General features: G+C 39.0%; 15 protein-coding genes. 8 read left to right on the top strand and 7 right to left on the bottom strand.

Going from position 1 to position 20,867, the window contains the following annotated elements:
- Nucleotides 1-197: 197 nt before the first annotated feature.
- Nucleotides 198-1,178: a LacI family DNA-binding transcriptional regulator gene (locus tag J2Z23_RS13925; RefSeq protein WP_057984746.1), complete on the bottom strand. Its 981-nt coding sequence runs from the start codon at nt 1,176-1,178 to the stop codon at nt 198-200.
- Nucleotides 1,179-1,750: 572 nt separating this feature from the next.
- Here J2Z23_RS13925 and J2Z23_RS13920 point away from each other — a divergent pair.
- The 6 genes from J2Z23_RS13920 to J2Z23_RS13895 all read left to right on the top strand — a co-directional run bounded on the left by J2Z23_RS13920 (nt 1,751) and on the right by J2Z23_RS13895 (nt 9,292).
- Nucleotides 1,751-3,001: a sugar ABC transporter substrate-binding protein gene (locus J2Z23_RS13920; RefSeq protein WP_057984748.1), complete on the top strand. Its 1,251-nt coding sequence runs from the start codon at nt 1,751-1,753 to the stop codon at nt 2,999-3,001.
- 65 nt (nt 3,002-3,066) lie between these two features.
- The gene (locus tag J2Z23_RS13915; RefSeq protein ID WP_057984750.1) at nt 3,067-3,954 is read left to right on the top strand and encodes a carbohydrate ABC transporter permease; all 888 of its coding nucleotides are present in this window, start codon (nt 3,067-3,069) and stop codon (nt 3,952-3,954) included.
- A gap of 10 nt (nt 3,955-3,964) precedes the next feature.
- Nucleotides 3,965-4,786, top strand: a complete 822-nt coding sequence (locus J2Z23_RS13910) for a carbohydrate ABC transporter permease (RefSeq protein ID WP_209974278.1) — start codon at nt 3,965-3,967, stop codon at nt 4,784-4,786.
- A gap of 78 nt (nt 4,787-4,864) precedes the next feature.
- A complete protein-coding gene (locus J2Z23_RS13905; protein ID WP_057984754.1) occupies nt 4,865-5,998 on the top strand; it encodes a Gfo/Idh/MocA family protein in 1,134 nt (377 codons plus the stop codon).
- A gap of 31 nt (nt 5,999-6,029) precedes the next feature.
- Nucleotides 6,030-6,854: a sugar phosphate isomerase/epimerase family protein gene (locus tag J2Z23_RS13900; RefSeq protein ID WP_057984756.1), complete on the top strand. Its 825-nt coding sequence runs from the start codon at nt 6,030-6,032 to the stop codon at nt 6,852-6,854.
- A gap of 290 nt (nt 6,855-7,144) precedes the next feature.
- Nucleotides 7,145-9,292 carry a glycoside hydrolase family 3 N-terminal domain-containing protein gene (locus J2Z23_RS13895; protein ID WP_057984758.1) on the top strand — a complete coding sequence of 716 codons (2,148 nt, stop codon included), beginning with the start codon at nt 7,145-7,147 and terminating at the stop codon, nt 9,290-9,292.
- 210 nt (nt 9,293-9,502) lie between these two features.
- Here the strand turns inward: J2Z23_RS13895 and J2Z23_RS13890 are convergent, their stop codons facing one another.
- The 6 genes from J2Z23_RS13890 to J2Z23_RS13865 form a co-directional block, all read right to left on the bottom strand.
- The gene (locus J2Z23_RS13890; protein WP_057984760.1) at nt 9,503-10,831 is read right to left on the bottom strand and encodes a GntT/GntP/DsdX family permease; all 1,329 of its coding nucleotides are present in this window, start codon (nt 10,829-10,831) and stop codon (nt 9,503-9,505) included.
- 71 nt (nt 10,832-10,902) lie between these two features.
- Complete coding sequence (locus J2Z23_RS13885; protein WP_209974275.1) at nt 10,903-11,613, bottom strand: GntR family transcriptional regulator; 711 nt, start codon at nt 11,611-11,613, stop codon at nt 10,903-10,905.
- A 16-nt stretch (nt 11,614-11,629) separates the two neighbouring features.
- Nucleotides 11,630-12,643, bottom strand: coding sequence for a sugar kinase (locus J2Z23_RS13880; protein WP_057984763.1), 1,014 nt, complete (start codon nt 12,641-12,643; stop codon nt 11,630-11,632).
- Complete coding sequence (gene dagF, locus J2Z23_RS13875; RefSeq protein WP_128738698.1) at nt 12,636-13,391, bottom strand: 2-dehydro-3-deoxy-phosphogluconate aldolase; 756 nt, start codon at nt 13,389-13,391, stop codon at nt 12,636-12,638. Before dagF ends, J2Z23_RS13880 begins: the two co-directional genes overlap by 8 nt.
- Complete coding sequence (locus J2Z23_RS13870; RefSeq protein WP_057984767.1) at nt 13,388-14,494, bottom strand: DgaE family pyridoxal phosphate-dependent ammonia lyase; 1,107 nt, start codon at nt 14,492-14,494, stop codon at nt 13,388-13,390. Before J2Z23_RS13870 ends, dagF begins: the two co-directional genes overlap by 4 nt.
- Nucleotides 14,472-15,575 carry an amidohydrolase/deacetylase family metallohydrolase gene (locus tag J2Z23_RS13865; protein ID WP_209974273.1) on the bottom strand — a complete coding sequence of 368 codons (1,104 nt, stop codon included), beginning with the start codon at nt 15,573-15,575 and terminating at the stop codon, nt 14,472-14,474. The genes J2Z23_RS13870 and J2Z23_RS13865 overlap by 23 nt, the downstream gene beginning before the upstream one ends.
- A gap of 768 nt (nt 15,576-16,343) precedes the next feature.
- Here J2Z23_RS13865 and J2Z23_RS13860 point away from each other — a divergent pair.
- Complete coding sequence (locus tag J2Z23_RS13860; RefSeq protein ID WP_057984771.1) at nt 16,344-18,260, top strand: PTS mannitol transporter subunit IICBA; 1,917 nt, start codon at nt 16,344-16,346, stop codon at nt 18,258-18,260.
- A gap of 505 nt (nt 18,261-18,765) precedes the next feature.
- Entirely contained in the window at nt 18,766-20,862 is a 2,097-nt protein-coding gene (locus tag J2Z23_RS13855) for a BglG family transcription antiterminator (protein ID WP_209974271.1), read from the top strand.
- Nucleotides 20,863-20,867: the final 5 nt, after the last annotated feature.

Genomic DNA, 20,867 nt, shown 5'->3' with positions numbered 1-20,867 from the left:
TCTATTACGAAATAAATGCCCTAGCAGTTTTTGAAAAGCTGCTAGGGCATTTATTGAGCATGTTTTTATAGAATTTCATTCGGTATGCTTTAATTAGAAAATACTAAAAAAGTTTTTCTCCTTATGCTACTAATCAAATTTCTGATCGCAATTTAAGAAATTCGCAAAAAGTTCTACTGCGGATGCTTCCTTAAATTTCAAAGATAATCCTGCAATCTTTCTTCTACGGAATTTCCTTCAATCAATTTTACACTAATGAGATCTTCATTTACAGGCTTTTCATTGATCATGTTTAATAATTGCTCCGCTGCTACTTTCCCCCAATGTTGTCGTGAATAACCAATGGTCGTTAATGTCGGTTGGATGTATTGGGATAGTTCGATGTTATCAAAACCAATAATATGAATATGTTCGCCAATACGCAAATCCGTCTTGAGTAGATCATGATACATGCCAATGGCCATTTCATCATTAAAACAAAATACAGCGACAGGTTCTCTATATTCCTGAACAATTTGTTGTGCGGCTCGTTTCCCGCTTTCCTTATCAAAGTCCCCACTAATCTCAGTATAATCGACATGTAAATGATGGCTTACTACTTGTCTAGCAGATTGGAGACGCTTTCTATTGTCGAAGTTATTTTCAGGTCCTTTGACAATATATAGTTTTTGATGACCTTTTTGGATCAAATATTCAATCGCTAGTTTTGCGCCATTTTGGTTATCAAGTAGGACTGGCTGGATGTTTGGATGGTCTAGCTCACGATCCAAGACGACCATTTTATGACCTCGACTGGCATATTCCATTATTTTCTCGCTCGGAAAGGAAATGTCTAAGATGACCGCACCATCGAACATGCGCTCAGGGATAAAACGATGCGATTTTATTCCACTGCATACAACCAATTCATAATCATGAGCGTTTAACGCTTCCCGCATACCTTGGAGAATTTGACCGAATATTGGTGCCGTATAATCATTAATAAACGCCCCAATTACTTTCGTTTCCTTCTTTTTTAAATTTCGCCCTGCAGCATTGGGGATATAATTGAGATCATTGGCGATTTCTAAAATTCTGGAGCGCGTCTTTTCAGAGACTCTCGTATTTCCGTTTAAAGCATAGGATACCGTCGAAATCGAAACCCCCGCTTTTTGGGCAATATCTTTAATGTTCACCATGAAATTGATTCTCCTTACGTGCTAAAGCAATCTTTATTTAAATTATAAACAAAATCTTTATATTTTGACATTTATTATGCGCATCCTTTGTAGAAACGTTTCACTTAGTGGAATCTGAATTTAATCAGTGTACAAGTTGATTATACATTAGGATCATGAGAATTCCTAGATGTTTTGTAGAAACGTTTCAACAATTAAGGATTGTCTCTAAAGTGTATTTGACTTAAGTGTTGATTTATCAAGATTTTTAAAAAGTATTTGAAATCGCTTTCGATGTGTTTTATAATCTTTTGTGGAAACGTTTCAGCAAACTTTTTAAAAGGGAGGCTCAATTGGACTAAGAGAGAAAGCGCTATATTCGCCTAGATTTATTGAAGGGGAAGAAGTCTGTTGGTTCATTGTCTCTATGAATCTATTGTTTCATCCAAACTGTGGATTCATCTGTTTCATGCCTTTAACAGCATGATTGCCGTAATTTTTTACTGATTATTTCGTCTATTGGAGCCGCGGGAAGATCTTTAAGTAGATGATTACAAAATATTAAAATATGCGAAAAAAGAGGTGTTGTAAAGATGAAAAAGATGAATATCAAGCTTTTTACGATTATGTTGCTATGTGCAGTTCTTGTTCTTAGTGCGTGTGGGGGAAATTCTAATAAATCTTCCGGTGATAAATCGGATAGTAAATCGAGTAAAACTTTAAATGTATGGCAAATGGGTAACTCTGATTGGACAAAGATAGTTGGACCATATGAAGAGGAAACAGGAGTAAAAGTCAAAATCCAAGGGATCCCATGGGATAAGGGGCATGATAAATTATTGACTGCTGTTGCTTCCGGAAAAGGACCAGATATCATCCTTATGGGTACAACTTGGATGCAGGAATTTGTGGATGCGAATACGTTCGTAGATTTGACAGATTATCTAGATGAATATCCTAATCTAGCATCAGATGACTTTTTTGATGGTGCGCTAGAAACAAGTGTATTTGATGGAAAAACATATGGTATTCCCTGGCATGTTGATACCCGCTTGCTTTTTTACCGCAAAGACTTATTGGGAGATGTTGGTTACCCCGACGGTCCAGAAACATGGGATGACTTAGAGGATGCTGCGAAACAACTTGCAGCGCGTGGGAAAGGGAATTATGCTGTCGACTTAACTTTAACTGATGCTAATTTAGTCTATTCTTTCGCCTGGCAACATGGCTGGGATTATGAGCCTGATTTAGGGGCAGACAATTTTACAAAACCAGAATTTAAACAAACGATAGAACGCTATAAGACATTCTATGATAATAAATATTCGCAAGTTGAAAAAGGTAAGGAATTGGCTCAGGCTTTCAGTGATGGTACGAAGCCGATGTTCTTTAGTGGACCATGGGATATTAAAACAATTGAAGATGGAGCCCCTGATATCAAAGGGGATTGGGATGTCCGCTTAATGCCAGATGGCGGTACGAATCGTTCGATGATTGGTGGTTCACAAATAACGATCTTTAAAAGCTCAGATAATGTGGAACAAGCGCTTGATTTTATCAACTGGATGTCAGAGCCAGAAACACAGCTTTCATGGTATAAAGTGAAAAATGAGCTTCCTTCTAGGAAAGAGGCTTGGGAAGATCCTCTTTTAGCTGATGATCCGATGATCTCTACCTTTGGTGAACAACTGGAATCTGTTCAGGCTCCACCTACGATTCATGGGGGCGAGAAAGTTGGACAGGAAATCCAGAAAATGCTCGAGAAAGTAGCTCGGGGTGGAGAAGATATTGATAAGGCACTGAATGATTTGCATCAAAAAGTTGCAAAGATTCTCAAGGATTAAGAGGAATCTAGGGCGGACTCATTAGCGTGACGCCCTAGATCAAAATCATTCCTAGGGGGGACGAGATGAATAAACTAAAGATGAAAATGACTCCTTTCTTTTTCATTATGCCGGCTGTCCTATTATTGATCGTTTTTTCTTTTTTCCCGATTATTGTTGCGGCGGGGATAAGTTTTACTGATATGGATTTACTTGGGCTCGCCGATTGGTCGCAAATTAATTTTACAGGTTTAGAAAACTATATCGAGCTTTTTAAAGATGAGGAATTCTTACAAGCTATTTATAATACTTTCTTTTACGTAATCATTGGGGTGCCCTTGGCAGTTGGGAGTTCGTTCATTATTGCCTTTCTCTTAAACCTTGTAAGTAATTGGTTATCATCGGTTTTTCGGGTGATATTTTACATGCCGTCTGTTACAAATATTGTCGCTGTTGCCGTCATCTGGGGCTTCCTCTATAACAATGAATACGGTTTATTTAACTATATTCTTTCCCTATTTGATATTGGCGCGGTTCCATGGCTAGAAAGCAGCAAAATTGCAAAACTATCACTTATTTTGCTGGCGGTATGGAAAAGTAATGGCGTCAGCATGCTGATCTTTTTAGCGGCATTACAGTCGATCCCGAAAATGTATTACGAAGCTGCTGAAATTGATGGAGCGAATAGATGGCAAAAGTTAACGAAGATTACGATTCCTTCCGTAAGTTTTGCCACCTTTTTTGTTGTCGTGACTACGATGATTGGTTGGTTCCAATTTTTTGAAGAACCATTTGTTATGACAGAAGGAGGGCCGCTTAATAGCACGAATTCTATGGCATTATTCATCTACCAGGAAGGGTTTCAATATAATGAATTTGGATACGGTGCGGCTGGATCATTCGTCCTTTTTGCGATCATTATCGTGGTAACGATTATTCAATTTAAAATTAGAAAAATAGACCAAAAAGGGTGAGGTGACAATTATGCAGGTAAAGAATAAGTGGGAGAGGTCATTGGTCATAGTAGTTCTTTTGATTGGTAGTATCTTAGTTGCGTTGCCGTTTGTTTGGATGATGCTCAGTTCCTTTAAAAATGATAGTGAAGTGCTTAGAATTCCGCCAACGATAATTCCAGAGCACCCAACAATCCAAACCTTTATCGAACTCTTCCAAAATCTTAATTTTGATGTTTATTTATTGAACACATTAATCATTGTTGTTTGGTCCATGTTCGGTTTGTTATTGAATACGATGGCAGGATATGGATTTGGAAAATTTCAGTTCCGTGGGAAAGAAACGTGGTTTATCATCGTGCTCATCACCATGATGTTACCAGGACAGATCACGATGATTCCAACTTATTTAATTTTGAATGAAATGGGATTAACGAACACGATGACCGGGATTGTGTTACCAGGTTTGATCGCCGCGTTTAATATTTTTCTAATTCGGCAGTTTATGACGACCATACCAGATGATTTGATTGAAGCCGCGCGACTGGATGGAGCTGGGGAATTTTATATTTTCTTAAGATTGATTATCCCTTTGTCCAAGCCCATTCTTGCGGTGCAAGTAATTTTAACCTTTATTGGCGCATGGAACAGCTTCCTCTGGCCATTGATTATCGCTAATGATGAATCTTTATATACTTTATCCGTTGGTCTATCTCTCCTACAAGATCAGCATACAACGAATTATGGTTTACAGATGGCAGGTTCAGCAGTAATGGTTATTCCGATTTTAATTGTTTTTACTATTTTCCAAAAACATCTTATCGAAGGATTTAATGTATCAGGAATAAAATAACAAATAATTTCTATAGATGGGTGCTATTGTGAGACAAGTTTGTATAAATTTTATAAAAGTTAAGAATGGGGGAGAGAGATGAGGCGAATCAAAATAGGTGTTATTGGCTGTGGGATGATTAGTGAAGTGTATTTACAAAATTGTACGCAAGTTTTTCATCATGTCTTAGAGGTCGTAGCGGTTGCAGATCTTGTTCCTGAGCTTGCTGCTAAACGTGCCAAGGAATTTAATGTTCCGACATCGTGTTCTGTTGAAGAATTATTGGCAAATCCTGAAATTGAAATTGTTCTAAATCTAACAGCTCCTGTAGCTCATACAATTGTTAATGAGCAGATACTTAATGCTGGAAAACATGTCTATACAGAAAAACCATTCGCCCTTACTCGGGAAGATGCAGACAAGATTCTAAATCTTGCAGAAACAAAAGGTTTGCTTGTAGGGTGTGCACCAGATACATTCCTTGGAGCCAGTATGCAAACGTGTATTAAGTTAATTGAAGATGGTGAGATAGGGACTCCGTTTGCTGCGAATGCTTCGATTATTTTAGGTACACCAGCTAACGGAAATCATCCCAATGTGCAAAACTTCCTTAAACTCGGTGGTGATCCCATCATGGATATGGGGCCGTATTATTTAACGGCATTAGTGGCGATGCTAGGTCCGATCAAAAGGGTAACAGGCTCTGCTCAAAAGCTATATGAAGAAGTGACGATTACAAACGAAGATTCTCCGCGATTCGGAGAGACGTTCCCTGTTGAGGCCCCTACGAATGTTGCTGCTACATTAGATTTCGATAATGGTGTTGTGGCAAATTTACAGGCAACGAAAGAGAGCTTTGGCTATAAACCGAAAGTGGAGATATTTGGAACTAAAGGGAATCTAGTTGTGCCAGATCCAAACTTCTTTGGCCCATTCCCAGAATTTCCAGTAGTTGTAGACGTCGAGATTCAATATCCAAATTTTGAAACGAAAACAATCCCACTGACGCATGGCTTTAGTGAAAATAGTCGGGGGATTGGTGTCGCTGATATGGCTTACGCACTACAATCAGGGAGAAAACATCGTGCGAGTGGCCAATTGGCAAAACATATTTTAGATGTTTCGTTAGGTATTTTTGAAGCATCGGAAAAGGAAAAACATATTCATATTGCTTCTACCGTTAATCGCCCAGCCGCTTTGCCAGTCGGGCTAAAAGATAATCAACTAGACTAGTCAATTGGATTTTCATGAAAGGGATGATGAGATGAAGAAGTTTCCTATAGGTGTTCAACCATACACGATTCGTGAAGCATTGACCAAAGATTATAGAGGGGCGATCACAAAGGTGGCGGAGATCGGCTATAAAGGAATTGAGCTAGGGCCCCCACCAGATGGAATTACCATTTCCCAGCAAAAGGAATTATTGACTGGTTTAGGACTTAAAGTTGTTGGGTGTCATGTTGGATTTAATTCATTGGAGATAGAAGTGGATAAAACAGTCGATTATCTAAACGAAATGAATGCCGAAAAATATGCCACTATTTCTGCGTTCTTTACCTCAAAAGAGGATGTCTTAGAAAAGGCGAAGCAAATGAATAAAATAGGGGAACAATTCCGTAAGCATGGAGTAACTTTTCTCTATCACAATCATCATTGGGAGTTTTGCAAAGCAGATGGTGAATATGTATTAGATATTCTATTACGTGAGACTGACCCTGAACTTGTCCAATTTGAACCTGATACGTATTGGATTCGAAGAGGTGGAGTGGATCCTGTAAGTTATATCAGTAAATGGAATAATCGTGTTCCCCTCCTTCATATTAAAGATATGAAACTGGGTGGAGAGAAAGTGTCTGGTGGCATGGGAGAAGGATTTATCGACCAATCTGAATTATTTAATTCGGGAATGAAAGAACCTTTTGCGGAAATTGGGGAAGGTATGCTCGATTTCAAAGCGATCGCCAATGTTGCAGAACAAATAGGTACGAAATGGTTAATTGTTGAGCAGGATGCAAGTGATCGGGATCCATTTGAAAGTCTAAAAATGAGCTATGATAATCTAGGCAAATTGGGATTAATAGAATCATAGACAATAACGGTGTAAAGTAATTTCTCATTAACTTATAATTTGCCCATTCATAAACAGGATTTCCTTTCTGACAGGTTAGTTGGAAGAAAAGGAGTTAACAGGGAAAGTGCTACCACTACTAATTAGGCATTCCATATGGCGCCAATGAAAACTTGGAAGAGGGCTAATTCAGATTCCCAAAAAATGAGTGCTTTTAGATCGTAGAAATGAACGTTTTAGAGGTTATAAATATATATCCTATTCACTCTCAAACATACATTATTGGACATAAATGCTAGGAGAGATAATCGATGGAACAGCAGAAGTTAGAGAAGCTTTTATCAAAGATGACGTTAGATGAAAAGATCGGTCAGCTTATGCAATTTGCTGGTCATTTCTATGCAACAAATAATAATAAGGATCCTGTGACAGGACCTGATGATTTGCAGGTTAGTTCCAAGTCTATCAATTACAGTGGATCTGTCTTAGGGAGTGCGGGGGCAGAGAGAAACAAAGAGATCCAGGAGCGTTATTTAGCGCAAAGTCGAATGAAAATCCCACTACTTTTTATGGCAGATGTCATTAATGGTTTCCGTACGATATTTCCGATCCCATTGGGGTTAGGAGCCTCATGGGATCCAATGCTTGTGGAGCGGGCTCAAACAATTAGCGCTAAAGAGGCTTCAAGTGCAGGAATTCATGTCACTTTTGCGCCGATGGTTGATTTGGTGCGGGATCCTCGATGGGGACGTGTGATGGAGTCGCCAGGAGAGGATTCTTTTCTAAATCAAGAGTTTGCCAAAGCCAGTGTGCGTGGATTTCAAGGGGAGAACCTACAAGCTGATGGGGAGAGAGTGGCAGCTTGTGTGAAACATTTTGTTGGATATGGGGCAGTGGAAGGTGGGCGTGATTATAATAAGGTCGATTTATCTGAACGCGAATTAAGGGAAAATTATCTCCCCGCTTTCCAAGCTGCTTTGGAAGCTGGATGTGAGTTAGTTATGACAGCTTTTAATACAATTGATTCCATTCCGGCTTCTGGCAATCAAAAATTGATGAGAGAAATTTTGCGAAAAGAATTTGATTTTGATGGTGTACTCATTTCTGATTACGGAGCTGTGGAGGAACTTATCCCTCATGGAGTTGCAGCAGATCAGAAAGAGGCTGCCCGAAAAGCAATGTATGCTGGTGTCGATATTGAAATGATGAGCTTATGCTATGAAAATAGCTTAAAAGAGCTTATTGGCGAAGGGAAAGTTTCCGTAGATCTGCTTGATGAAGCGGTGTTCCGAATCCTTAACCTAAAGAACAAATTAGGACTTTTTGAAAATCCCTATAGAGGTGCCAGTATTCAGAAGCAGAACAAGTATTTATTTTGTCCGGAACATAAAGAAGTAGCTCAAGAGGCGGCGGAAAAAAGTTGTGTGTTATTAAAAAATAATGATGTCCTACCTCTTCGAGGCGGCAAGATTGCCTTGATAGGACCGTATGCCGATAATCCAGATATTCTTGGAGAATGGTCTATCTTTGGTAAAAAAGAAGAAGCTGTCACTTTAAAAGCTGGAATAGCGAAGCATACCTCCGATTATACATATGCTTTAGGCTGTCCTATGTATGATAGGCAAGAAACAGCACTTACTGAAGCTGTAAATGTAGCAAAAGAATCGACTCATATTATCCTTGCCCTTGGAGAAGGAAGTGACCGAAGTGGTGAGGGGAGGAGTCGATCTAGTATTACATTGCCTGAAAATCAACTCGAACTATTAAGGGAATTAAAACAGATTGGAAAACCGATTACCGTTGTATTGTTTAATGGACGTCCGCTTGATTTGACGGAAGTAGCGGAATTAGCGGATGGAATCCTAGAAGCGTGGCATCCTGGATCTGTGGGTGGGACAGCAATAGCCAATCTATTATTTGGAAAGGTCAATCCTTCTGGAAAATTAACCATGTCTTTTCCACGGACAACGGGGCAAATACCTGTGTATTATAATGCGTATAATACAGGTCGTCCCCTACCTGAAGGGAGTACAGAGCGTTTTTACTCAAGATATATTGACACTCCAAATGAACCATTATATCCATTTGGATTTGGATTAAGTTATGCCGATTTTCAATATGAATCTCTACAACTATCAGCAAATGAGCTTAAACCTGGTGGATCAATTGATGTACAAGTACTCGTGAAAAACCAAAGCGATTATTCAGGGGAAGAAATTGTCCAATTGTATATTCGTGATCTAGTAGGGGAAGTTGTACGTCCGGTAAAAGAACTAAAAGCTTTTCAAAAGGTATTCATTCCAGCCGATGAAAGCAAGCTTGTTAGCTTCTCGATTACAGAAGAGATGCTTCGCTATCATCATGCAAATTTAGAATTTAAAAGTGATCCTGGAGAATTCAAAGTATTGGTTGGATCGAGTAGTACTGATCTGTTGAGTCAGTCATTTTATTTGAAGTAATATTATTCCATGTCCGAATGAAGGCTTTACTTGCAAGCGGCTGGAATAAAACTTGCCGCTAAATGACAAAGCCAAGTGAAGAAACTTGATTTTCGGAATCGAGAACCTGAAGGCTATTCAAGCTTTTTTCACTTTAAAACTATAACGCTAAAAAAGAAAATAGTGGATAAGATCACCCTTCGATGATCTTATCCACTATTTTAGTATGTTTTAAATAAAGATATCTAAAATTAGGACTAGGCCAAAGGCAACAAAGGCAAGGATTGTTTCCATTACTGTCCATGTTTTAAATGTTTCCTTCACCGTTAAGCCCATGTATTCTTTAACAAGCCAGAAGCCAGCATCATTTACATGCGATAACATTAAAGAACCCGCTCCTGTGGCAATAACAAGTAATTCTAAATTCACACCTGTCATATTTGCCACAACTGGGGAGACAATTCCCGCTGCTGTTGTCAAGGCAACGGTTGCTGAACCAGTCGCAACTCGGATTAAGCCTGCAACTAAGAATGCAAGGACGATAGGTGATAAGGAAATTTGTTCAGACATTGTAGCGATGGCAGTACCGACACCACTGTCAATGAGAATTTGCTTAAATCCACCGCCGGCGCCGATGATAAGAATGATCGAAGCCAATGGCAACAGACACTCGTCTGTTAATTTCTTTATTAATGTTTTATCCATTCCCTGACGGAATCCTAAGAAATAGTAGGCTGCAAAACATGAAATTAATAAAGCGATAACAGGACTTCCGATAAACAAGAGGATTCTCTCAAGAAGCTCTGGTAATGGAAGATATGGTGCTAGTACAGTGAAAGCCATTAAGATAACAGGCAATAAAATGATCATAAATGAAATTCCTGTGCTTGGTAATGCTTTGGCTGCCTTTGTTTCAACGCGAATGAGTTCCGGTTCATTAGCCGGGATCACCCGCTTATGAATCCATTTTGAGAATATAGGTCCGGCAATAACTGCTGTTGGAAAAGCAATGATTAAGGAGTAAAGCAGAACACGTCCCATATTTGCATCATAAATACCAATAGCTGTCATTGCACCAGGATGGGGTGGGACTAATCCGTGTACAATGGATAGACCAGCTAGAACTGGAATTCCGATTAATAAGATGTTTTGCTTAGTTGATTTGCGGATAGAAATAACTAAAGGAAGTAAAATAACTAAGCCAACTTCAAAGAATACAGGAATCCCGATAATAAACCCTGACAGGAGCATAGCCCATGGAAGCTTGTTTTTACCAAATCTTTTAATAAAGAAATCTGCTACCTGCATTCCCGCGCCAGAATCGGACATCATTTTTCCTAAAATGGTTCCCAATGCTAATATCCCGATAAGATGTCCGAGTACATCGCCAACACCTGTTTCATAAGCGCCAACAATCTCGTCCAATTGTAGTCCAGAAAACACCGCTAAAAATAAGCTAGCGACGGTTAAACTTATAAATGCATGCCATTTCCACCATGACACTCCTAAAATAACGATGACAATGGAGATTATTGTAATCCCGAGTAGATATAGATTCATGTTGATTTCTCCCCTTTAACGGAAACGTTTGCACGTTCGTGAGTAAATATCCTTGATGTAAAAATATTGCTTTATTCATAGGTGACAATATAGTTTTGTTTGATTGTGTTATAGTAACCTTCACTATATTCCAATACATTTCCCTCTTCATCACAGGAGTGGCGAATTCTTTTTAATATAACAGTATTTTCTTCTAATTTTAATGTTTCACTAATATGCTTAGGTGCCGATGAAACAGTAAATTCATCCCGAAATGTTTCCAGACGAATATTATTTTTCTCTAGAAAACGATACAGAGAATTGATCTGAGTATCTTTTAATTCCTCATCTGTGATCTCAAGTAATATATAATGTGTGAAGTAAATATATGGTTCATGATCCAATCGGTAAATTCGGTCAATTTGCAGGCAGTGTTCTCCAAACAAAGAATAGAGTCGTGTTTCCGGAGATAAAGTAATCTTTTTAATGCCGACAATTTCCTTGGTAATATTGTGACCTTCTTCTACTAAAATTTCGGTAAATCGCTTTCCTTTTGAAAGTATTGCATTAGAAACATTGGCAATCACTTTTGTTCCTTTACCACTTTTTTTCTCAAGAAAGCCTTCTTGTACAAGTTCTTTAATGGCATTTCTTACGGTAATTTTACTCACATTAAATTCTTTTTCTAATTGAGGTTCGGAGGGAATGTTTTTGTTAATCGCATAAACACCATGTAGGATACGATCCTTCAAAATCTCCTTGATTTGTAAATACAATGGTCCTTTTTTTCTATTAACATTCATTCCCGATCTCCTACCTTTATCTCTTTATATCTTCTATTTTTCCTGACATAGCTGACAAAATTTCTGCTTCTGTTGACATAGGGGTGTCCCCGACAATGGTACATGCCAACATACCTGCAGATGCTGCAAACTGAACTGTTTTTTTAGGTGAAAAGCTAGATAATTCACCATGCAGAATACCAGTGGTATAAGCATCTCCAGCTCCAATTCTATCATATACGGAAAAGGTAATGTTCTCTGAAAATACAAATGTCCTATCTTTATACATATACCCAAGTAAAGAATGGGTATTGTCTTTGTTCACTCCACGATGTGTTCCTGCAATTGTTTGAATGTTGTACTTTTCCGCTACTCTCGGAATGAGTTCTTGAAGCTGTTCTTCTCTTGTGACCTTCGCTGTTTCCATTCCTAAAATATACAGCGCATCTTTTTCATTCATCATGACGATATCAGCTAATGAAAGCATCTCCTCATAATGAGGCTTGGCCTTTGCATAGCCTCCGTCCCATAAGGAAGGGCGATAATTACAGTCAAAGCAAACAATCCCACCCTTTTCCTTTACCTTTTTGGCTAGAAGCTTCATGCTTTCACGAACTTTATCTGTCATCGCAAGTGTAATCCCGCAAAAGTGGATAACATCTGCATGTTCTGCAATCAAATCCACATTATAGTCGGAAATATCCGCCGTATTAAAGGTGCTCTCTAGGCGATTTGTATAGGTCACCCGACTTGAGCGCTGTCCAAAGCCGTTTTCGAGAAAATACATCCCAATATATTTTCCGTCTCTAGAAATGAAGTCTTTCCTAATTCCTAAGCGTTGCAGGAAAGAAATCGCTGCATCACCTAAAGGGTTATCCGGCAGCTTTGTCACAAGATATCCCTCATGCCCAAGCTTTGTCATTGCAGAAGCAACATTTACTCCCGTGCCTGAAAAGGAGTATTGTAAGGTGTTTGCTTGTGCCAGTAATTCGTAACCTGGCACTTGCAACCTCATCATTACTTCTCCAAATGCGATTATTTTTTTAGGCATATTGATCAACTAATTTTTTTGTGATCAATAGTAGCTTCCTTACATCTTCCTCATTTGTTTTCCCAGTTTCACTGTTAATAATGGAGGAATATACATGTGGAATAATTTTCGGCACTTTTGCTTCAAGAACAATTTCTAATATTTGGGAAAAGTTGTCTAAATCAATACCGCCAGTTGGTTCTAAAGCGAATCCTTCCTCACCACAAGCTTTGGCAACAGCACGAAATTCATCTTCATGTTTTAACCCTTTCATTGGGAAGTATTTCAATGCATTGCCGCCCATATCGCGAACGAGTGCGATAGCAGCTTTAACGGGAACAATCGCAGTCTCGCTAATTCCAGCGCTAATCGGACCGGTAGAGATATTCACATATCCCACTTTACCTGTTGGGGATACAAGGGAATTAATCCAACTCTCTTTTTCAGCTAAATTTGCTCGTGTTGCTCCCACTGCTGGGAAAACCTGATTAATATGAGAGCCAGGATAATATTTAGCAATTTCAGCAACAACTGCTGCCTGTTTATTATCACCAGCGCCTAATCCGATCGAAACAGCATCATCAATGGCAGCTCCATATTCTTTCATTGCTGTGACAGCTTTCTCTACTGTAGGATAGTCCTTTGAAAGCACTCCAACCAAAACATGTCCCTCAGCAGCTTCAAAGACTTCCTTTGCATTTTCAACACTATTAGCCAAAACATTTAAAGCAACTCTATTTTGATAAAATCGTTTTTCTATCGTCATTATTTTCTTCCTCCTAAAATGGCCTTTAGTTCCGTTTCAATGACATAGATGTCATCCCCTTGTAATGGACGAGGGTCAATATCAAAGAAGCCTTGGCGAATACCGTAATCACGAGTATAAATAGCAATCTCCCCATTTTGCAGCTTGTCATTTACCTCTTTCGCTGTTGTTCCTGTAACGGAAGGATCAATCTGAATTCGCGCTCTAAAAATTGCGCGTCCAGCTTCATCTTGAACAATGGTTACGTTCACACCGTCTATTGTTTCAAGCGATTTAAGCACTTGAAGGCTTGCTTTTTCTTCTTCGCTATGATCTTTTTTGACGAAATACTCATCCAATGCTTGTAATAACCCAAAGGTGCTTTCCTTTCCGACCTTCATGCTTCTCCCAATAAAATGTAATTGTAATTTGACCGCTTCGACATATTCTTTCTTTCCGGCCACAATTCCAGATGTTGGGCCTTCAATCGCTTTTGAGCCACTATAAATGGCTAAATCAGAGATCTGGACGTATTTTTTCAAATCCTCTTCGGCTGCTGCATCAACGATCAATGGAACATGATTGGCTTGTGCCACTTCCCAGGCCTCTTCAACTGAAATCATGTTTTTTTGCACTGCGTGATGAGATTTAACAAATAATATCGCAGCCGTATTTTCACCAATCGCATCAGCGATATGTTCAGCTTTCCCTTCATTGGCATAGCCAACCTCAACAAGCTTTCCACCACCAAGAGCAACCATCGTTTCTACCGGTGCACCATATTGGACGTTGTGACCTTTTAGCATAATGATTTCATTTTTTTGAATTGCCTCTTGGTGCAGTTTTTCACTTTTTCGGCGTTTTCCTTCGGTTACAATCGCTGCGACAGAAAGAGCAATTCCACTGGAAGCGGAGTTGACAACGACCGCTGCTTCAGAGTGGAGGAGCCCGGCAATATGTTCACCTGCTTTATCCACTAAATCGGCAATTTCCACATAATTCTGTCCACCGGTTTTCATCGCTTCCATCACAGTGTCTGTTGGAGCAGAAACACCTAAAATGCTCATTCTCCCACTTGCGTTAATCACTCTTTTTAAACCATATTTAGCATTCAATGTATTCTCCATTGATCACCACTCCTTTTACGACAATCTTTTGGTCTGCCTTGCGCTTTTCTCCTTCAGAATCTATTAAATCCATCGCCTCATCCTCTACTGAAAATAAGGTCAGATTTGCGATATCTCCTTTTGAAATCCGGCCAAGAGCAGGCTTTTTTAACCAGTTTGCAGCATGAACCGTTACTGCCTCAATAATCTCTTTTAATGAATAGCCTAAATATAAAAATTTAGTTAGGATACTTGCCATATTGTAAACAGGTCCATGCAAACGATTTTTTCGATAGATATCTGTACTAATTGTATTAAAGTGAATATCATATTCTTGCGCTTGTTCTGCGACCTTGAAAGAAAAGCTTGCATTCCCATGGCCTACATCTAAATGAACCCCACGATTGATTGCGTCAAGAAACTTAGGTAGTGGTTTTCCAGTTTCGTCAAATAAATTATTGGATTTCCCGTTTAAATAATGGGTAATAACGTCGCCATTCTTTAGTAAATCCAGTACATCATTTATATGTGGAGGACCTGATCCAATATGGACCATTAGCGGTAAATCTGTAACCTTGGAAAATTCACGTGCTATTTTTAACGGTTCTACGCCATTGCCACCAACTACACTTTTGCTGATCCTTGCCTTCAGACCGACAATAAATTCCTTGTTTTCTTCAACGGCTCTTTTTAATTCATTTTCATCTAGCAAGGAGAGGTCCGATAATTCATCAATTCGCTTTAACCCAATTCGTGAAATATTTAGGAAGGCGAATACATTCGTTTTCGACTCTTTCGAATTACGGGCTAAGTCGTGGATCCGATCAGCCCCTGTACTTCCAGCATCTATAATGGTCGTTACCCCGGTTTTATAACCAATCTCGTCAATATCGTCTCCATATGGGTCGAATTCTGGAAAAGCATGGACATGCATATCAATCCAACCACTGGAAACATAAGCATTATTTTTATAATCAATGATTGTTCCGCCAATACCGGTACCCGGAGGCCCAATATCAACAATTTTTTTATCTTCTACAACTATATCTACAGAGCTGCCATCTATCATTCTTACATTCTGTAGAACAAATCTAGCTGTCATTTAAAACCATCCCTTTTGATAAGTCTTAGTCAGTAAGCATTTGTTCACGCTTACCCAACTCATCGTAATCAAAGATTACCACTTATTTTTCGTTGAGTCAACATAACGTTATAATGTTTGGGAGTCGAAAGAGAAAATTGAGTTCAAATAAACTTCGATAATCGTGTTTGTATAGTTTGGAGTGGCTATTTGAACACTTTGTAGAAACAAAGGGATCGTGCTGTTCCCATACAGAGAACTCCATCCCTTAGAAAAAGTTCTCCATCTCCCAGCAGTCCCCCATTACTTTGTTGAAAAGCCCATAGTTTTGTTAAGAACCCCATTAAAAAGGAAACCTCCCCATTTCATATGAAGGGAACCCCATATCAGTTGAGAAGTTCCCCAATTCCCAGCAGTCCCCCATTACTTTGTTGAAAAGCCCATAGTTTTGTTAAGAACCCCATTAAAAAATAAAAATCCCCATATCTTATGAAGAGAACCCCATATCAGTTAAGAAGTTCCCCATTTCCTAAGTGAACAACCCGTTTTATATAGAAAAATAGTGATTTAAATGGTATAAAGAGAAAGTAACCCCTTTTCTTTGATTCCTTTTGTTTATTTCTAATAAATGGTTAATGAGACTGGAAATGATGAATCAGTTCATATTTTTTGAGTAAAACTAATTTTGTCACTTAGCGTGCGTCAAAGTTAGTTTTTAACTTTATTGATCCTCTTCTCTTTGTGAGCTACGATATTAATGAAATATATATATTGAAGGAGAGAGAGTAAATGGCTCAATCTAATATAAAAGTAGCTGTTCAGAAGCTAGGTAATTTCCTCAGCTCGATGGTTATGCCCAATATTTCGGCATTTATTGCTTGGGGTCTGATAACGGCTTTATTTATTCCTGATGGCTTGTGGCCAAATGAAAGCCTTGCCAAAATGGTTGATCCGATGGTGACGTATTTACTTCCCATCTTAATTGGATATACAGGTGGTAAGTTGGTTCATGATCAGCGTGGAGGGGTTGTTGGTGCGATTGCTACGATGGGGGTCATCGTAGGTGCAGATATACCAATGTTCCTCGGTGCCATGGTCATCGGTCCTCTTGGTGGATGGGTTATTAAGAAATTTGACCAACTGATTGAGGGGAAAGTACGTGCTGGATTTGAAATGCTCGTTAACAATTTCTCAGCGGGTATTCTCGGTGGAATCATTGCGATCTTTGCTTTCTTAGGTGTTGGTCCTGCTGTTACGGTCGTTACAGGCTGGCTTGTAGCAGGTGTTGATTGGTTGGTAGGAATGGGATTACTCCCATTAACTAGCATTCTAATTGAACCGGCTAAAGTGTTGTTCCTTAATAATGCTGTAAACCATGGTATTTTATCACCTATTGGAGTGGAACAAGCAAAAGAAACTGGAAAATCAATTCTGTTCCTCCTAGAAGCAAACCCTGGGCCAGGTCTTGGTGTCTTAATTGCCTATATGATCTTTGGTAAGGGAACGGCGAAGAAGTCTGCTCCGGGAGCAGGAATCATTCACTTCCTCGGGGGAATTCATGAAATTTATTTCCCTTATATCTTAATGCGTCCGATGCTTTTCTTGGCTGTTATTCTTAGTGGGATGAGTGGTGTATTTACTTTAGTTCTATTGAATGGAGGTTTATTCGCTCCATCTTCACCAGGTAGTATTATTGCGATCACTGCTGTCACGCCGCACCATTTCAGTGCTTATATTGCGAACTATGCAGCTGTGTTAGTCGCAACAGTCGTTTCTTTTGCTGTTTCAGCCTTTATACTAAAAACTGGAAAAGAACAAGAAGAAGATATCGAAGCGGCAAGTCAAAAAATGCAAGAAATGAAAGGGAAGAAAAGCAGTGTGGCAAGTGCTCTAACTGCGAAGCAAGAAACAGTCCCTCACGATGTATCGAAGATTATCTTCGCTTGTGATGCTGGAATGGGATCCAGTGCGATGGGAGCCTCCCTTTTACGCAAAAAAGTTAAAGAAGCGGGCTTGGATATTTCTGTAAGTAATGCGGCGATTAGCAATTTACCGGCTGATGCGCAAATTGTCATCACTCAAGAAGAATTAACTTCAAGAGCGCAGAATAAAGTGCCAAATGCTTATCACATTTCTGTTGATAATTTTCTATCAAGCCCAGAATATGATAAATTAATTCATACGTTAAAAGATGCTGAAAAGGCAGAGCCTAATGAAGCGATGGATGCGATAGAAGAGCAGGAAAATGTGAACGAGGAGTCAGAAACGGCTCAGGATGATGATGATTTGCTTCGTTCGGAAAATATTTTCTTGAATATGGCGTTTGCCAATAAGGAAGAAGCCATCCGTTTTGCTGGAAAGGTCCTCTTTGATGCAGGATATGTAAAAGAAAGCTATATTGATGCGATGGTTGAAAGAGATGAAATGACCTCAACTTATATGGGGAATGATGTTGCAATTCCACATGGTACCGAAGCAGCGAAAAAAGATGTCATCGCATCAGGCTTTACTGTTCTTCAAGTGCCGAATGGGGTAGATTTCGATGGTCAAAAGGCCCGTCTGATCTTTGGGATTGCCGGTAAGGATGGTACCCATCTAGAAATATTATCTGGAATTGCGCAAACATGTTCGGATATGGAAAATATAGAGAAAATGGTAAATGCTACAAGCGCTGAAGAAATTATTGCGATAATTGGGGAAAAATAAAAACATGTTACTTGATGAATAGAATGGTGCGAGGCCCGCGCTATTCTATTACACACCAGGCATTTGTAAAATCCTAGCTTGTGGATAAGTTCTAACAGGAAGGTTTGACGTCCAGCTCCAGCGCCCAGCAAACTTTCGGTGCCTTCCTACGATAAGTCAACATCGATTCACCCTTCGGGTTCATCGTGTTTCCTTTATCTCGTCAGGCCCCTAAAAAGTTTGTACGTCGCTAAACGGGCGCTTGTGCTTTTGTTTTTGTTAAGGAAACTATAAAAAATTGTCGCTTGTGGATAAGTTATAATTTTGAGTTTTGTCGTCTAGCTCCAGCGCCCAGCGACTAGCAAACTTTCAGCTTCTTCCTACGATAAGTCAACATCGGCTCATTCTTCGCCGTGTATCCTTTATCTCGTCAGAAGCTTAAAAAGTTTGTACGTCGCTAAACGGGCGCTTGCGCTTTTGTTCTTCATTCTTGTATGTTTCTATCACATAGAAATGAGAGGAAGCTATGTATATTACCTCGAGGGAAAAATCAATTATTGAACAGATCATTAAAATTTCTGGAAAACATACTGCTTTTTCGATTGCTACTTCCTTAAATGTAAGTAAAAGGACGATTCAACGTGATTTAAAATCAGTGGAAAGAATCGTTGAGCAATTTGGTCTGAAGCTGGCGCGTGATAGTCATCAAGGCCTTTCGATTGAAGGGAAAAATGAGCAAATATTTCGGTTGGTGCAATTTTTGACAACGATAGAACCCGTTGATCAGCCACAGAAGGAAAAAGTATTGCGACTTTTACTAGCATTACTTGAAGAAGATGTATATAAAACGCAGGTGTTGGCCAATGAAATTGGGATAAGTACAACAACATTGACGACATACCTAGATGAACTTTCACTATGGATTAGCCCATTTCAGCTTAGACTTTTGCGAAAAAGAGGGATAGGTGTTGAATTATCTGGGAGTGAAGTGAACAAACGTCGTGCATTGGCCAATTTTTTCCTCCAATACTTTAATGAAGAGCTGATTGAGTTTCTCTATTTGCTAGAAAGTGGAAATATGCAAGAAGAAAAAATTCTCCATTATTTTATTGCTCATTATTTGCGAGAAGTGATTTTCCTAATCAATTCAGCTATTCATAATGAATCTCTCCATCCAGCCGATCGTGGCTATCTAGAGCTAGTTCTACATACGACTATTACATTGCAACGGGCAGAGTCCCAATTTAAAATTGAGAAAAACTTTTGGTCATCCAATAGCGAGGTTGCTGCGGAAATAGACGTTATGCGTAGAATAAGTCAGCGGCTAGAAGGAAAATTTCATATCAGCATTTCTGAGAGTGATATTCAATATTTGGCCACTGTCCTTAAAGGGACAAAACTGTTGAGTGTACAAGGAGTCCCCTATGATAGTGTCGTGCTTGCACAGAAAATTAGTAATGTCATTCAATCCGTCTCAGACCAAATTCATCTCGATTTGACGAATGATTTTTCTCTGTTTCAGGGATTGATTGCCCATATGGAGCCGTCCTTATTCCGGATTAAGCAAAATATGGAAGCTTTTAATCCATTAAAAGAAGAAATTATGCGTAAATATCCGGTTCTATTTATGGCCGTTAAAAACAGTCTAGAGAAAGAATTTCAAGAGGTTAAAAACTTTCCGGATGATGAGATAGCTTTTATGGTTCTTCACTTCGGTTCAGCTTTAGTAATGAAGGAGGAGAAATTTTCCATAAAAGCACTTGTGATCTGTCCGACAGGAATTGGAACTTCGAAAATGTTGGCGAGTAGGGTTAAAAAGGAAATAACAGAGATTGACAGCATTGACATTCGATCCATCAAAGATATCACCACACAGGTTGACTTAAGTGCGTATGATTTAATCATTTCGACTGTCAGGCTTCCTTTTATGAATGTCGAATATATTCTAGTAAATCCTCTTTTAAGTGAGGAAAATATAAGTACGATTAAAACTTTTCTGCAAAAAAATTTAGAGAATCTTACTATCGGCAGGCGTTACCAAAAGATAACAAGAGCAGATATCTCACTGCTTCCTGGCGAACAGCCTGTTGGGTTGTCTGATTTACTAGAAGATTTGCAGGCCGTTCAGAAGAGTATAGAAGAAATAATCGATAACTTTCGTTTTTATCGAATGGAACATACAACCACAGAAGAGCAAGTATTAGAAAAAATGCTATTGAAAGCAGAAGCAGAAGATTTACTTTCAGATCCAGCCGCTGTTCTTCAAGCATTAAAAGAGCGGGAGAAAAAGGGCGGACTAGGGATCCCGGAAACCAATCTTGCTCTTTTCCATACAAGAGACAAACATGTTAAGCAATTGATTTTCCAAATTGCTCATTTACCAAATCCTTGTGTTGTAAAAGGGATGGATGGAAAAGATGTTGTGATGAAAAACTTACTTCTTATGCTTGTACCTCTTGAATTAAATCATCGAGAGCATGAGATTATTAGTCTCATCAGTACGAATATTATCGAGTCCAATGAAGCCCTCCTCGTTTTTACTTCCGCAAATGAGGAATTGATCTATAAAAGGTTGGAGACCATTTTAGTTCGATATCTTCAATCCAATTTTAAAAATAATTGATAAAG

Source organism: Lederbergia galactosidilytica (genome assembly GCF_017873565.1).
Lineage (GTDB): Bacteria > Bacillota > Bacilli > Bacillales > Bacillaceae_C > Lederbergia > Lederbergia galactosidilytica.
Note: the sequence above shows the minus strand (reverse complement) of the source record. Positions and strands in the feature narration are given on the sequence as shown.

What these genes read in the sequence shown, in the direction of transcription:
- J2Z23_RS13925 (WP_057984746.1), bottom strand. Translation starts at nt 1,178, where the DNA reads ATGGTGAACATTAAAGATATTGCCCAAAAAGCGGGGGTTTCGATTTCG.
- J2Z23_RS13920 (WP_057984748.1), top strand. Translation starts at nt 1,751, where the DNA reads ATGAAAAAGATGAATATCAAGCTTTTTACGATTATGTTGCTATGTGCA.
- J2Z23_RS13915 (WP_057984750.1), top strand. Translation starts at nt 3,067, where the DNA reads ATGAATAAACTAAAGATGAAAATGACTCCTTTCTTTTTCATTATGCCG.
- J2Z23_RS13910 (WP_209974278.1), top strand. Translation starts at nt 3,965, where the DNA reads ATGCAGGTAAAGAATAAGTGGGAGAGGTCATTGGTCATAGTAGTTCTT.
- J2Z23_RS13905 (WP_057984754.1), top strand. Translation starts at nt 4,865, where the DNA reads ATGAGGCGAATCAAAATAGGTGTTATTGGCTGTGGGATGATTAGTGAA.
- J2Z23_RS13900 (WP_057984756.1), top strand. Translation starts at nt 6,030, where the DNA reads ATGAAGAAGTTTCCTATAGGTGTTCAACCATACACGATTCGTGAAGCA.
- J2Z23_RS13895 (WP_057984758.1), top strand. Translation starts at nt 7,145, where the DNA reads ATGGAACAGCAGAAGTTAGAGAAGCTTTTATCAAAGATGACGTTAGAT.
- J2Z23_RS13890 (WP_057984760.1), bottom strand. Translation starts at nt 10,831, where the DNA reads ATGAATCTATATCTACTCGGGATTACAATAATCTCCATTGTCATCGTT.
- J2Z23_RS13885 (WP_209974275.1), bottom strand. Translation starts at nt 11,613, where the DNA reads ATGAATGTTAATAGAAAAAAAGGACCATTGTATTTACAAATCAAGGAG.
- J2Z23_RS13880 (WP_057984763.1), bottom strand. Translation starts at nt 12,643, where the DNA reads ATGCCTAAAAAAATAATCGCATTTGGAGAAGTAATGATGAGGTTGCAA.
- J2Z23_RS13870 (WP_057984767.1), bottom strand. Translation starts at nt 14,494, where the DNA reads ATGGAGAATACATTGAATGCTAAATATGGTTTAAAAAGAGTGATTAAC.
- J2Z23_RS13865 (WP_209974273.1), bottom strand. Translation starts at nt 15,575, where the DNA reads ATGACAGCTAGATTTGTTCTACAGAATGTAAGAATGATAGATGGCAGC.
- J2Z23_RS13860 (WP_057984771.1), top strand. Translation starts at nt 16,344, where the DNA reads ATGGCTCAATCTAATATAAAAGTAGCTGTTCAGAAGCTAGGTAATTTC.
- J2Z23_RS13855 (WP_209974271.1), top strand. Translation starts at nt 18,766, where the DNA reads ATGTATATTACCTCGAGGGAAAAATCAATTATTGAACAGATCATTAAA.